The 13859-nt window shown below is 68.1% G+C and carries 8 protein-coding genes; 6 read left to right on the forward strand and 2 right to left on the reverse strand.

Going from position 1 to position 13859, the window contains the following annotated elements; all coding sequences use genetic code 11:
- Positions 1-886 precede the first annotated feature (886 nt).
- Positions 887-6883, forward strand: coding sequence for a DNRLRE domain-containing protein (locus tag ACFV6H_RS09845; protein ID WP_385540219.1), 5997 nt, complete (start codon positions 887-889; stop codon positions 6881-6883).
- Between the two features lie 2 nt (positions 6884-6885).
- The gene (locus ACFV6H_RS09850; protein WP_385540221.1) at positions 6886-7176 is read left to right on the forward strand and encodes a hypothetical protein; all 291 of its coding nucleotides are present in this window, start codon (positions 6886-6888) and stop codon (positions 7174-7176) included.
- A 548-nt stretch (positions 7177-7724) separates the two neighbouring features.
- Here the strand turns inward: ACFV6H_RS09850 and ACFV6H_RS09855 are convergent.
- Entirely contained in the window at positions 7725-7808 is an 84-nt protein-coding gene (locus ACFV6H_RS09855) for a DUF6245 family protein (RefSeq protein WP_385540418.1), read from the reverse strand.
- A 206-nt stretch (positions 7809-8014) separates the two neighbouring features.
- Positions 8015-8497, reverse strand: a complete 483-nt coding sequence (locus ACFV6H_RS09860) for a MarR family transcriptional regulator (protein WP_385540223.1) — start codon at positions 8495-8497, stop codon at positions 8015-8017.
- Positions 8498-8735: 238 nt separating this feature from the next.
- Here ACFV6H_RS09860 and ACFV6H_RS09865 point away from each other — a divergent pair, with 238 nt between their 5' ends.
- From ACFV6H_RS09865 to ACFV6H_RS09880, 4 genes are all read left to right on the forward strand, one after another.
- Complete coding sequence (locus ACFV6H_RS09865) at positions 8736-10229, forward strand: hydrolase (RefSeq protein WP_385540225.1); 1494 nt, start codon at positions 8736-8738, stop codon at positions 10227-10229.
- A 189-nt stretch (positions 10230-10418) separates the two neighbouring features.
- Positions 10419-11477 (forward strand): magnesium and cobalt transport protein CorA, encoded by a 1059-nt coding sequence (locus ACFV6H_RS09870; protein WP_384976878.1) that lies wholly within the window; start codon positions 10419-10421, stop codon positions 11475-11477.
- Between the two features lie 233 nt (positions 11478-11710).
- Positions 11711-13045 (forward strand): esterase/lipase family protein, encoded by a 1335-nt coding sequence (locus tag ACFV6H_RS09875; protein WP_385540227.1) that lies wholly within the window; start codon positions 11711-11713, stop codon positions 13043-13045.
- Between the two features lie 245 nt (positions 13046-13290).
- Positions 13291-13803: an SRPBCC family protein gene (locus tag ACFV6H_RS09880; protein WP_385540229.1), complete on the forward strand. Its 513-nt coding sequence runs from the start codon at positions 13291-13293 to the stop codon at positions 13801-13803.
- Positions 13804-13859: the final 56 nt, after the last annotated feature.

Genomic DNA, 13859 nt, shown 5'->3' on the forward strand with positions numbered 1-13859 from the left:
ACCGGTTCGGTGAATACTCCACGCATGAACTCGGCATCATTCCCGATGCGTACGAGCCACACCTGGACGTCGACTTCACCAAACTCCGCGACGGCCTCGACAGCGAAGCCGCGTGATCACCGCCGGGCCGGGCGGCCGGTGCCCACCGTCTGGCCCGGGCCGGCCGGATCGTTGACCGACAGGAGGCCAGGCCCGGGGAGGGGCTGACAGAGTGAGGAAGGGGCGCTGTCGCACCTATGTCTACGACCGGATGCGGTTGGACCATTTTCTGGGGTTACCTGGCCGGGCTGGGCTTTCGTGGTCGGCAAGACCGCATTCTCCTGCGCGGCCATGGCCCCGTTCAAATTCGCTGGCCGAGGCGAGCGGTCAACGAGGTGCGCTCTGGGGCTGGGACGGCTCCCGACGTCACGCACCGTCACGTCGCAGCAGACCCGTTGGCCGGTTAGTGTCATTTGTGCGATTCGGCACGTGTCATTTGTCGCAATTATTCAATTGGAGAGGTTTTTCCTCAAAATTAGAGGAAAGGGTTCTTGGTATCTTCTTATCGTGATCGACATGTAAAGAGGGTGTAGATTTCCGCCGGAACAGGCCGCTGGGGATGATTTTGAGGGGGTTTCGGGCGCCCGAAGATTGTTGCGGCGGGACGGACGCCGGGGTGAGCATTACACGGTGTGACGGGTCGCTTGTTGCAGAATATGCCATAGGCATGATCGTTCAGTCCCGGCTACTGGTGCCGGATTGAGCAGAAGTTGACGTCATGTCTGATCATTTTTCCTGGTATCAGCGGTTCACACCACATTGGTTGTCGCGCCTACCCAGACCGAGAGCGAGACCCGGATCCCGGCTGAGGGGTTTGCGGTGGACGGGTGCCGGTCTTGCTGTGGTGATGTCGGCTCAGGTGGCTCTGGTCGCACTGGATTCGGGGCAGTCGTTCGCGGTCACCCCGCACCTGCGACCGGTCCGCTCCGCTGCCGAGGCCGCGGCTGTGTCAGGCCCGGCCGAGGCGCAGGATGTGGCGTCGGCGCGATTGATGGCGCGGTTGCAGAACCGTCGGATCGAGGTGCTCTCGGAGCGGGCGGCAGATACCACCACCTTCGTGAATCCGGACGGTTCACAGTCGACGGAGGCGTACGCGGGCCCGGTCCGGGTGAAGCAGGGCGACGGTTCGTGGAAGGACGTCGATACCTCGCTCATGGACGCGGGTGCGGATCTCAAACCGCGGACGGCGCCGGCTGATCTGGCGCTGTCCGACGGCGGGGACACCCATCTGGCGTCGGTCACCGACGGCAGGAAGACGTTCGGCCTCAACTGGGACTCGACGCTTCCCGTACCGCATGTCGCGGGCAATACCGCCACCTACGATCTGGGCGGCGGCGCGTCCTTGTCGGTGGAAGCGCTGGCGCAGGGTTTTGAGCAGTCAGTAGTGCTCGACCAGGCGCCGAGTGCTCCGGTGTCCTACCGGATCCCGTTGACGCTGAAGGGTCTGGCGCTGACCAAGGACGCTGATACAGGTCAGCTGCTGTTGAAGGACGGGGCGGGAAAACTGGTCGCCCAGGCGGCGGCCCCGCACATGTGGGACTCCTCCCGGGACCCTGCCTCCGGTGAACCGGTCAACCAGATGCCGGTGGAGACCACGGTGGAGAAGGCCGGCGACGGTTCCACGACCCTGGTCCTGACCCCGAATCCGGTGTTCTTCTCCAGAGATCTGACCTACCCGGTGACCATCGACCCGTCGTCGACGCTGGCGGTCACCACCGACACCTGGGTGCAGAACCCCGACTATCCCGACTCGCAGGTCGGCTCACAGGAGCTGAAGTCCGGGACGTATGACGGCGGGGTGGACACGGCCCGCTCGTTCCTGAAGTTCAACACCGCGGCGTTCACCGGGAAGCACATCACCTCGGCCACGATGTCGCTGTACTCCTACTACTCGGCCACCTGTGCCACCACCGGGCCACCGACCGAGGTACGGCGGATCACCACCCCCCTCGACACCACCACCGTCACCTGGGCCACCCGTCCCTCCACCACGGCGACGGGGGCGGCGAACAACACCGGCCACTGGGGGTACGACGCCTCCTGCCCGGCGAACTGGTCGAACTGGAACCTGACCAGCATCGTCCAGGCATGGGCCGACGGCACCGCCAACTACGGCGTCCAGGTCAACAGCACGGACGAGAAAGACTCCACCACCTGGCGCCGCTTCCGCTCCGCCAACTACACCACCGCCGGGTTCGCACCCAAACTGGTGGTCAACTACAACTCCTACCCCGGCCAGGCCACCCTGGTCGCCCCAGCGACCGGAGCGGCGACGAACGACACCACTCCGACGCTGCAGGCCAAGGCGACCGATGCCGACGGCGGCAAGCTGACCATGCACTTCGAGGTGTGGAACTCCGCGGCGACCACGATGATCGCCAACGGTGACTCCCCGCAGGTGGCCTCGGGCTCCACCGGCTCCTACACCACCCCCGCCCTGCCGGCGGGAACCTACAAATGGCGCGCGCTGGCCCGCGACGGAACCGACGGAAGCAGGACCTGGCCGGCATGGAACACCCTGACCGTCGACACCACCAAGCCGGCGTCGCCCGCCATCTCCTCGACCGATTTCCCGGCAGGGGTCTGGTCCGGCACCCCGGACGACAAGGGCGACTTCTCCGCCGACTTCACTTTCACACCTCCCGCGACCGACGCGGCCTCCGTGGTGTGGAACCTGGACGGCGCAGCCCCGCACACCCTGCCCACCACCGGCGCGAAGGTGACGGACACGATCACCTTCCGCGCGGGCAAGCACACCGTGAGCAGCACCACCCACGACAAGGCCGGCAACATATCGGCTCTCACGACATACGTCTTCTACGCCGGCTCCGGGGCTGCCCTGACCACCCCGGCTGACGGGGACACCCCGGCACGGCGGGTGACTCTGACCGGTCAGGGCAAGCCGACTGAGAGCGGGGTCACTTACCAGTACCGGCGGGGTGAGGCCGACACCACCTGGCACAACGTGCCTACCACCGATGTCATCGTCGCCGCCGGCGGAGCACCGGTCGGTGCGTGGCCGCTGAGCGCACCGGGCGGCGTTCCCGCCGCACTGACCTGGAACATCACCAGCACACTGGTGGAGGACGGCGCGGTGGACGTGCGGGCAGTGTTCACCGACGGCACCACCAGTGACAACTCCCCCTCGAACACCGTCACGGTCGACCGCGACGCAGGCAAGGCCCCCACCACCGACGTGGGGCCAGGCAGCGTCAACCTTCTCACCGGGGACTTCTCCCTATCCAGTACAGATGCCTCCGCCTTCGCGGTGGCAGCAGGGCGCACCTTCTCCTCGCGCGCCAACGACAACGACACCGAGGGCCAGGCCCAGATCTTTGGGTCGAGCTGGACCTCGTCGGTCTCGGCTGACTCGAGCGACTACACGCAGCTCCGCAAGACCTCCGCCACCTCGGTCGAACTGCTGACCGGCGACGGCGGCTCGGTCGCCTTCACCGCGAAGTCCGGCGGCGGCTGGAAGCCGCAGGACGACTCCGCCGATCTGACGCTGACGGGCAGTCTGACCGGTTCGACGTTCACACTCACCGACACCGACGCCGACACCACGGTGTTCACAAAGGCCGCGGTCACCGCGACGACCTGGACGCTGTCCTCGTCCGCCTCGGCGGTCGACGACAGCACGGTCACGGTCGCCTCGGAGACGGTCGTCTCCGGCAGCTCCACGCTGGCCCGCCCGAAGTACGTGATCTCGCCGACCGGCGCGGTCAAGGCGGCCATCTGCCAGGCCACTCCGGCCGCCAAGGGCTGCCGGGCCCTGGAGTTCGTCTACGCTGACTCCACCACGGCGACCTCGAGCGTGCCCGGTGACTACCAGGGCCAGGTCAAGGCGATCCGACTGTGGGCCACCACCCCGGGTGCCTCCGCCGCCACCGCCGAGACCGTCGCCTCCTACGCGTACAACGCCTCCGGGCATCTGACCCAGGTCTGGGACCCGCGGATCAGCCCCGCGCTGAAGACGCAGTACACCTACGACGCCGACGGTCACGTCGCCACCCTCACCCCCGCGGGTGAACTGCCGTGGACGTTCACCTACGGCAAGGCGGGCTCCGCGCTCACCGCGGGGGAGGGCATGCTGCTCAAGGCGTCCCGCCCGGCCCTGGCCGGGGGCACCACGGACACCACAGCCGGCACGGCCACCACCATGGTCGTCTACGACGTGCCGCTGTCCGGTTCCACGGCTCCGTACCAAATGGACTCCGCCACGGTCGCCACCTGGGCGCAGAGCGAGCCACCGACGGACGCCACGGCTGTATTCCCGGTCGACTCCGTCCCGTCTTCCAGCACCGGCAGCGACCTGACGTCATCCTCGTACGACCGGGCCACCGTCACCTACATCGACGCAGACGGGGAGGAGACCAACACCGCGAGCCCCGGCGGGGGCATCACCACCACCGAGCATGACGTGTTCGGTAACACCACCGACCAGCTTACCGCCGCCAATCGCGCGCTGGCGCTGAGCAGTTCCTCCGACGAGCTGACAGAGCTGGGCCTCGCCGACGTGTCCACGGCTGACCGCGCCCAGCAGTTGGCCACCGTCTCGGAGTACTCGGCCGACGGTACACGCGTCACCGAGACCTACGGGCCGCTGTACCAAGTGACCCTCGCCAAGGAACTGACCGGCTCCACCAGCGAGTCCACTCTCGCCGCCGACTCGGTGGTCCTGGCCCGCACCCATACCGCGTTCACCTACGACGAGAACCGGCCCGGTGACGCGGCGGTCTCCGGTCTGCTCACCTCCAAGGTGACGGGCGCGGCGATCCCGGGCTACTCCGCCGACGCCGACACCAGCACGGTGACCTACACCTACGACTGGTCAAGCGGTCAGCAGAAGTCAGCCACGGGCGGCACCACCGACGTCGTCGCCACCTACGACAGCGCCGGCCGGGTGGCCAGCACCCGCACCGCGGGCTCGTCGGGCTCGGACGCAGACACGCTGAACCACACCTACTACAGCGCGACCGCCACGGGCGCCTGCGCTTCCGTGGAGTGGGACGGCATGCTGTGCCGGACCGCTCCTGCGGCGTCGATCAGCGGTGGCGGCAGCAACCCGTCCGACGCGGTCACCACGGTCTACACCTACGACCGCTGGGGCCAGGTCGCCACCAAGGCCGAGACCGCGAGCGGCGTGACCCGAACGACCACCACCACGGTGGACGCCGCAGGCCGCGTCACCAAGAAGGCTGTCACCGGCGGCACGGGCACGGGCACCCCAGCCACCACGACAACCTACGACGAGGACAACGGGCAGCTCGCCACCCAGTCCTCCAACGGCCAGACCATCACCTACCGCTACGACGACCTGGGCCGCCAGATGTCCTACGACGACGGCTTGGGCCAAACCACTACCGCGTACGACATCCTGGACCGCCCGGTCAGGCGCACCGACTCGGCCCCGTCCACGGTGACGTACGCCTACGACACCGCCGGTGATCTCAAGACCCTGACCGACTCGGTCGCGGGCACCTTCACCGGCACCTACGACGCCGACGGCATCCTGACCTCCGAGACCCTGCCCGGCAGTTACGCGCTGACCGTGGACACGGACCCGGCGGGACAGGTCACGGACCGCTCCTACACCACGTCCGACGGCACTCCGGTCGCCTCCGACACCGCCGGCTACACGGTCGACGGCTACCGGGCCGGCCACACGCAGACCGACGGCACCACCGTCCAGTCCGCCTACACCTACGACAGCGTCGGCCGCCTCACCCAGGCTGCGGACATCACCACGACCGGGTGCACGACCCGTGCGTACACCTTCGACGCGAACGGCAACCGCACGGCGTTGACGAACACGTCCGACGAATGCAGCAGTACCGGTGACGCCACCACGGCCACCACGTCGTACACCTACGACACGGCCGACCGCCTGGTGAACAGCGGCTACGCCTACGACGGCTTCGGCCGCATCAAAACCGACGGCAGCACGGCGCTGGCGTACTACACCAACGACCTGGTCGCCTCCGAGACCGTCGGGACCAGCCGCACCGCCTGGGCCCTGGACGCAGCCGGACGCCTCGCCGTGCAGACGGCCCAGACCCAGGGCACGGACGGTACCTGGAGCACCGGCACCACCACGACCAACCACTACGGCGACTTGTCGGACAGCCCGGCGTGGAGCGTGACCGGCGGCACCGTCGCCCGTTACGTGCACGACCTCACCGGGTCGCTCGCCGCGACCACCACGGCGTCCGGCGGGGTGGTACTCCAGCTGTCCGACCTGCACGGCAACATCACCGTGCAACAGCCGCTGGACACGTCGGCGGCCACCACCGTGCGGCACTACGACGAGTACGGCAACGTGCTTGCCGACTCCACGGAGGGCACCGGGTACGACTGGCTGGGCGCCTACCAGCGCTCGGGCGACACGCTCAGCGGCTACACGCTCATGGGCGTCCGGCTCTACGACCCCACGACCGGCCGCTTCCTGAGCCGGGACGCGGTCTACGGTGGCAACTCCAACGCCTACGACTACTGCTCCGGCAACCCGGTCACCTGTCTCGACCTCACCGGTCTCAGCAAGCACAATTACAACAAGCACGGTTGGCACTGGTGGGGCTACGAGATGGACATGACCAACGCCCGGGGCTGGGGGGTGGTCAACCGGTTCAACGAGCGCGCGGGGATGACCGCGGTGATCGCCGCGATGATCGGCGTCTACGCCTGGGCGACGGGCGTCGGCGCGCTGGCCGCCGCGCTCGGTGGGGTCATCTCCGCCTACTACTGGTGGCTCAGCGCCAAACTCCAGACGACGCTGTACAAAAATCCGCACCGGGGAGTGAAGCTCAAGATCAGGTTCGGCTACCCCAATGTGAGCAGGGAGTGAATGTGAGCAGGGTTGTTGACTACACCGCCTTCGCCGCAGGGTGCGTCCTCATCCTGGCGGGCTGTGTCTCCGTACTCTCCGGATGGGCGCCGTCCTGGCTGCGGCACGTCGACCGGCCCCGGCTGTTCGGCGCGTGGGCGCTGTGCCTCGGCGTCTTCTGCGTCACCCAACTGCCGGCGCTGCGCAGCGGGGTGACCCGGCTCGGCTCCGCCGCCATCGACGCCCGCGTCGCGCTGCTGCTCGTCTCGGCGGCGGCACTACTGCTGGGTCTCAGAAGGCCCCGCGGTCAATAACGGTCCTGCACGGCACTCAGGGCGCCTCCCCCACAGGGGAGGCGCCCTCCCGCGTCTCGTAGGCCGTGAGCCGGAAACGATTGACACTCTGGGCAGCACCATCACCGATGAAAACGGCCACCAGCCGCCCTGTTGGGTGCCAAAAGTCTCGTACGCGCGCTGAGCTGGCCCGGATCACGACCTGTCAAACTTTCTGACAGCAACACCGGTTTCCTGGTCCGTTCCTACTCGGACCCCGTGATCTCGCGGACGACCTCCACCACAGCGATCCGCGTCAACCGGGCCCGCTGCGCGGCCTTGACCTCGTCGGCCCGGACACCCGGGGCGGGCATCGCCCACGTCACCTCGATGCTTGCGGCCCTCGCCTCCAGCCGCTCCTCGAGCGGCAGCGCGTGGCGGGCCTTCCGTACGCCTTGGCCGCCGCGTTGCGTTCGTTCTCCGCCCGCCGCTGAGCCTTCAGCGCCTTCTTCGCCGCGGCCTCCTGTTGCTACCGGTCACGGACCTGCCGAACATCTCCGGGTGTGGGCGTCCCCCTCATCAACGAGCTCCTACAGGCCCACGGACTTGAGCATGCTCAGCAGCACATCGGTGTTGCCGATCGCGCTCCGGAGCGCTTCGCGGGCTGCCCGCACCCGATATGCATCCGGACCGCCAAGACGGGCAGCCTCCTCAGCTTGTCCCTGCGGCGCAGTTCCCGCGTATTCCGGCTGCCCAGGTGGACGTCGGTGAGCGGCACTTCAGAGGCTCAAGATCAAGAACTGGCGGCCTCTGGGCTTATCCGGGTCACGCCCCACCGTACGGCCGAGCGAGCGGCCTGGGAGCTCACCGGCCTGCCGAACTAAGGAAGTGTGGCCGGGCCGTTGGCGTTGTGGATCATTCTGCGCAGGACCTTGAGCGCGGCGACGTACTCCTCGTCGGTGATGCCGTCGTGGATCTCTGCCCGCAGGTCGGTGACGAGCTGCTTGATACGGGCCTTGGCAGCCCGCCCGGAGTCCGTAAGGTACAGGCGTTGGCCGGTGTCGATGCCGAGCCGGCCACGGTGCAGCAGTTGGTCCACGGCTCGGCGGGTCTCGTCCGGACTGTCGGCGACGCTCGTGAGCTGGCCGGCCACTTCCTCGCGCGTCGGGCCGTCGCCGGCGGCGTCCACCCGATTGAGCGTCCACCATTGCGGCTGGCTGACGTCCATGCGAGCCATCGCGTCACGTATGTGCTTGATGACGGCCTTGTGGGCCACGCCGCTCCAGTAGCCGATGGGCTGTCCGGACAGCATGTCGTCGGTCGCGTCCGGGTCGGCACTGGCGGGAATGGTGCGCTGAGTCATGTCTCATCAGCCCCTCCGGTGATCAGCGAGTGGTGCGGACAAGGCTAGATCCTCGACCGAGGTCGAGGTCAAGGCGGACCGGATCCCCGAGAAGCGGATACATGGCCCGTTGCTCGCGGGGATTCTTGCCATGTACCGTTCAAGGACTCGTTACCCGGCGGCGGTTCGTCCGATGGTCTACGCGCGCAGAGTTGGCTTCTCGCACGCCCACCGCTCCTCGTTCACGGAGGTTTGACGGATGCTCGGATCAGGGAATTCCCGCCGGCTCAGACTCGTCGGCGTCACCGTCGCTCTCGGTGCCCTCGCCGCCGGTACCGCCGCTCAGGCCGCGCAGGCCGTACCGGCTCCTCGGGTGGCTGCGGCCGGCCAGGCCGCGCCGGCTGCCGCCGCGGCGGCCACTCATCGTGTGCTGTTCGACAACGCCCATGCCGAGACGGCCGGGAACGCCGACTGGATCATCAGCACCAGCCAGCCCGATCCGCTGGGACAGAACCCCTCCCCCACCTCCGACACCTCCTGGACCGGCGCCCTCTCCTCCTGGGGCGTGGCCCTCCAGAGGACCGGCGACTACAGCCTCAAGACGCTGCCGTCCAGCGGCTCGATCACGTACGGCACGACGAGCGCCACGGACCTCAAGAACTTCGACAGCTTCGTCCTGCCCGAGCCGAACGTTCTGCTGACCTCGGCCGAGAAGACCGCGGTGATGAAGTTCGTACAGAACGGCGGCGGTCTCTTCCTGATCGCCGACCACACCGGCGCCGACCGCAACAACGACGGTGAGGACGCCGTCGAGATCATCAACGACCTGATGTCCAACAACAGCGTCGACAGCACCGATCCCTTCGGTTTCTCCGTCGACACCCTCACCGTCGGCTCCGACTACCCGCGCGCGATCAGCGACAGCAGCAACCCGGTGCTGCACGGCTCGTTCGGTACGGTCACCAAGAGCCTCATCGCCAGTGGCACCACCGCCACCCTCAAGCCCGCCGACAATCCCAATGTCAAGGGCCTTCTCTACCGCACCGGTTACTCGGGCAACACCGGCGCCTTCTTCGCCACCAGCACCTTCGGCAGCGGCCGTGTCGCCTTCTGGGGCGACAGCTCCCCCATCGACGACGGCACCGGCCAGTCCGGCAACACCCTGTACGACGGCTGGCGCGACTCCGGCGCCACCAATGCCGCGCTCGCCCTCAACGCCACCGAGTGGCTCTCCTCGGGTACCGGCGGCGGTGGCGGGGACGACGGCGGCGGTGGCGGCGGCACCTGCACCGCGGCCCAGTTGCTCGCCAACCCCGGCTTCGAGTCCGGCAGTTCGTCCTGGACGGCCTCCAGCGGTGTCATCACCAACAGCACCGGCCAGGCCGCCCGCACCGGCTCGTACAAGGCATGGCTCGGCGGTTACGGTACGGCCCGCACGGACACCGTCTCCCAGTCCGTCACCATCCCGTCCGGCTGCGCCGCGACTCTGAGCTTCTATCTCCACATCGACACCGCCGAGACCGGCAGCACCGCCTACGACACCCTCAAGGCACAGGTGCTCAACAGCTCCGGCACGGTTCTCTCCACCCTCGCCACCTACTCCAACGTCAACGCCGCCTCCGGCTACACCCGGCGCAGCTTCGATCTCAGCGGCTACGCCGGTCAGACCGTGACGGTCAAGTTCACCGGTGTCGAAGGATCCAAGCTCCAGACCTCCTTCGTCATCGACGACACCGCGCTCAATGTGAGCTGAATTGAGCTGAGGCTCTTCGGGCAGACGCCGACCCGCCGCCCGGTCCCGACACAGAACGCCGGACACCCACGCGGCGTCAGGGACCGGGCGGCTCGGCGCGGCGGCTCCGTGACGACCGATGGCACACTGGTGGCCGCCGGTTGTCCGAAGGAGCCCACTGTGCCGATCATCCGCAATCTCCAGCGTGCGATGAGCCGCGCCTACCGCCGGAAAGTGGATCTGAGCCACCCGGCCCGCTCCCCGCTGGGCAGCACGGTGGTCAACTGTGTGATCTACGAGGACGGCGCGCGGCAGCCCGACGCCGGCCCGGTGGACGAGGCTCTGCGGCAGGTCCGCAAGTCCGGCCGGGGCTTCGTCTGGCTCGGACTGCACGAGCCCTCCGAGACGGAGTTCGCCTGGATCGCCGAACTGTTCGAGCTGCATCCACTGGCCGTGGAGGACACGGTGCTCGCGCATCAGCGGCCCAAGGTGGAGCGGTACGACGAGACGCTGTTCGCCGTCTTCAAGACCTGCCACTACGTCGAGCACGAGGAACTCACCGCCACCAGCGAGGTGGTGGACACCGGCGAGCTGATGATCTTCACCGGTCCCGACTTCGTGGTCACGATCAGACACGGCGGGCACGGTTCGCTCGGCCCTCTCCGCGAGTCCCTGGAGGCGGCTCCCGAGCAGCTGTCCAAGGGCCCGGCCGCCGTACTGCACGCGATAGCCGACCAGGTGGTCGACGACTACCTCGCCGTCGCGGACGCCGTACAGACCGACATCGACGCCGCCGAGGCCCATGTCTTCAGCGAGCACGCCGGCCGCGGCGACGCGGGCCGTATCTATCAGCTCAAGCGCGAACTGCTGGAGCTCAAGCGGGCGGTCGCACCGCTGGACCGGCCGCTCCACGCCCTGGCCACCAAGCCGCTGCCGCCGGTCGGCCCGGACATCCAGCCGTACTTCCGTGATGTCGCCGGCCATCTGGCCCGGGTCACCGAGCAGATCGCGTCGTTCGACGCGCTGCTCGACTCGATCCTCCAGGCCCATCTGGCCCAGGTGACCGTCGCCCAGAACGAGGACATGCGCAAGATCACGGCATGGGCGGCGGTCATCGCCGTACCGACGATGGTCTGCGGTGTGTACGGCATGAACTTCGACCATATGCCGGAGCTGCGCTGGACGTACGGCTACTTCCTCGTCCTGGGAGTCATCGCCACCGCCTGCCTCCTGCTCCACCGCAGCTTCCGCCGCAACGGCTGGCTCTGATCCGTCGAGAGCACGACTCCGTCGGAAGCACGGCTCCATCGGGAGCACCGTGAGACTCCGCCGTCGCTCCGTTGCGTCGCCGAGACGGCACTGTCGGTGATATGACTGTTACAGTCGGTCACAGGCGGGAGCGGAGTTCCCTCTCGCGTTGTGGTCGCGGCGCGAACCGCTGTGGCCGCCGTGACACGTCCCGTGGCACGGCCATGTGAAGCATCCGAGCGAAAGCGATAGTCATGGCGCAGGAAGCCAGGATCGACGTCGAGTTGACGGCGACGCAGAGTGAAGAGAAGCCCTCGGCCGAGGCGGCGGAGAAGCTCGCCAAGACGCTGAGGCCGGGCGTCTGGTTCGCAAGCCCGGCGCGGACCGCCCGCGCGGAGGACCGGAAGCCGGAGATCTGGGAGCTGCGGTCCGCGCGGCCGTACCGGCGCGAGGTGGCAACGGGCACGGCGGCGGTCTACCACGCCACGGGCCAGAAGCATCTGACGCGGCCCTTCATCTTCGCGGACGGATTCAACTACGGCCCCAGCGATCTGCCGGGCCTGTGGGACCACTTCAACGCGCCCTACGCGAAGGGCAGGCCCGGCTTTCTCGACCAGCTGCTCGACGCGGGCATCGACGTCGTCCTGGTCGGCTTCGAGCAGCGGCACACCTACATCCAGGCCAACGCCGGTGTGGTGATCAGCGCCGTCCAGCGGGCCATCGAGGAGCGCCACGGCGACGCTCCGCTGATCGTGGGCGGTGTGAGCATGGGCGGCATGATCACCCGCTATGCCCTCGCCGAGATGGAGCATCACGCCCAGGACCACCAGACCGCGACGTATCTCTCCTGGGACTCCCCGCACAACGGCGCGTGGATCCCGCTGGTGCTCCAGCAGATGGCCTACTTCTTCGAGGACTTCCCCACCGGCGACCCGGACGCGCCCAAGCAGGCCGAGCTGATCAGAAGCCCCGCCGCGCAGCAGCTTCTGTGGTCCTGGGTCGAGAACGCCAAGTACTCCGGCCCGGTCGCCACCTCCAGCGAGCTGCGCAAGCAGTTCCTGGCCGAGCTGGAGGAGTACGACCAGTTCCCGCAGCGCCCTCGCAAGCTGGGCGTGGCCAACGGCGCCGGGAACGGTGTCGGCCGCGAGCTGCCGGCCGGCGAGGTGGTGTTCGACTGGCAGATCCCGCTGATCGCCGCCGCGAAGGCGCGCTTCCAGCCCGCCAAGGGCGAGCACCAGCCGATCGGCGAGATGAAGGCCCTGGGACAGGTGCGGCGCGGCAACACCTCGTACGTGCCGGCTCTCGACGGCGCGCCCGGCGGCAGCCTCGACTCGTTCGGCCGGGTCGCGGACGCGCTGAAGGCCGACATCCGGCAGGAGTTCCGCAGCGGCTGTTTCGTCCCGGCGGTGAGCGCGGTCGCGCTGGACTTCGACCCGGTCGAGTGGAACGTCGATCCGTGCGAGAACATCGAGTCGCTGCCCGCCGAGAAGAGCCTGCTCGACGAGTTCAAGTGCGACTCCCGGAACACCGAGCACAGCCAGGTGACCGAGACGCTGGCCGAGTGGGTCCTGGAGCGGCTCATCGGCTGACGTCGGCGTGAAACACCCACAGCACCTCTTGTACCGCGGCCACTTCGGCGGGACAGCTGTCCCCCGGAGTGGCCGCGGTGCGTTCCGTCCCGGTCGAAGCAGCGCAATCGCGGACGCCGTCCGCGCGTCCGCCCGCCCGGCTCCGACATGCAGGCCGATTTGTATCCGTATCTAATGGAAAGTGCTTGTCCCAGACGCGCGCTTCCCCATTCCGCCCTGTGCAGGGCAGCGGAGGACAGACCGGTATGCCCATCATCGAGAAGTCGATAGACGTCGACGTTCCCGTCCGGACCGCCTACAACCAATGGACGCAGTTCGAGAGCTTTCCGCGCTTTCTGGAAGGCGTGGAGAGCATCGATCAGCCTCAGCGCACGCTGACGCACTGGATCGCCCGAGTCGGCGCGGTCACCCGCGAGTTCGACGCGGAGATCGTGGAGCAGCGGCCCGACGAGTGCGTGTCCTGGCTGATGCTGACCGAGCCCCGGCACGAGGGCTCCGTGACGTTCGAATCCCTTGACTCCGGGCGTACCCGGGTGAGTGTACGGGTGGACCTGGGACCGAGCGGAGTGGTCGGCAGGACCGGGAGCGCGCTGAATCTCGTACAGCATCGGGTCCACCGAGGCATGGAGTCCTTCAAGGAATTCATCGAGGGAAACGGGCGGGAGACCGGGAGCTGGCGCGGCGAGATCCATGGCGGCCGGGTACGACCGGACCCGGTGCTGGGCGGCCCGTGCGTGCCGACCTGGCCCACGGGCTGAGTGTGCCGTACCGCAGAGCCGTACCGCAGAGCCGTGGCACGGACCCGACAGGTGCG

Origin of the sequence: Streptomyces sp. NPDC059743, assembly GCF_042732975.1 — a bacterium.
Classification (GTDB): Bacteria; Actinomycetota; Actinomycetes; order Streptomycetales; family Streptomycetaceae; genus Streptomyces.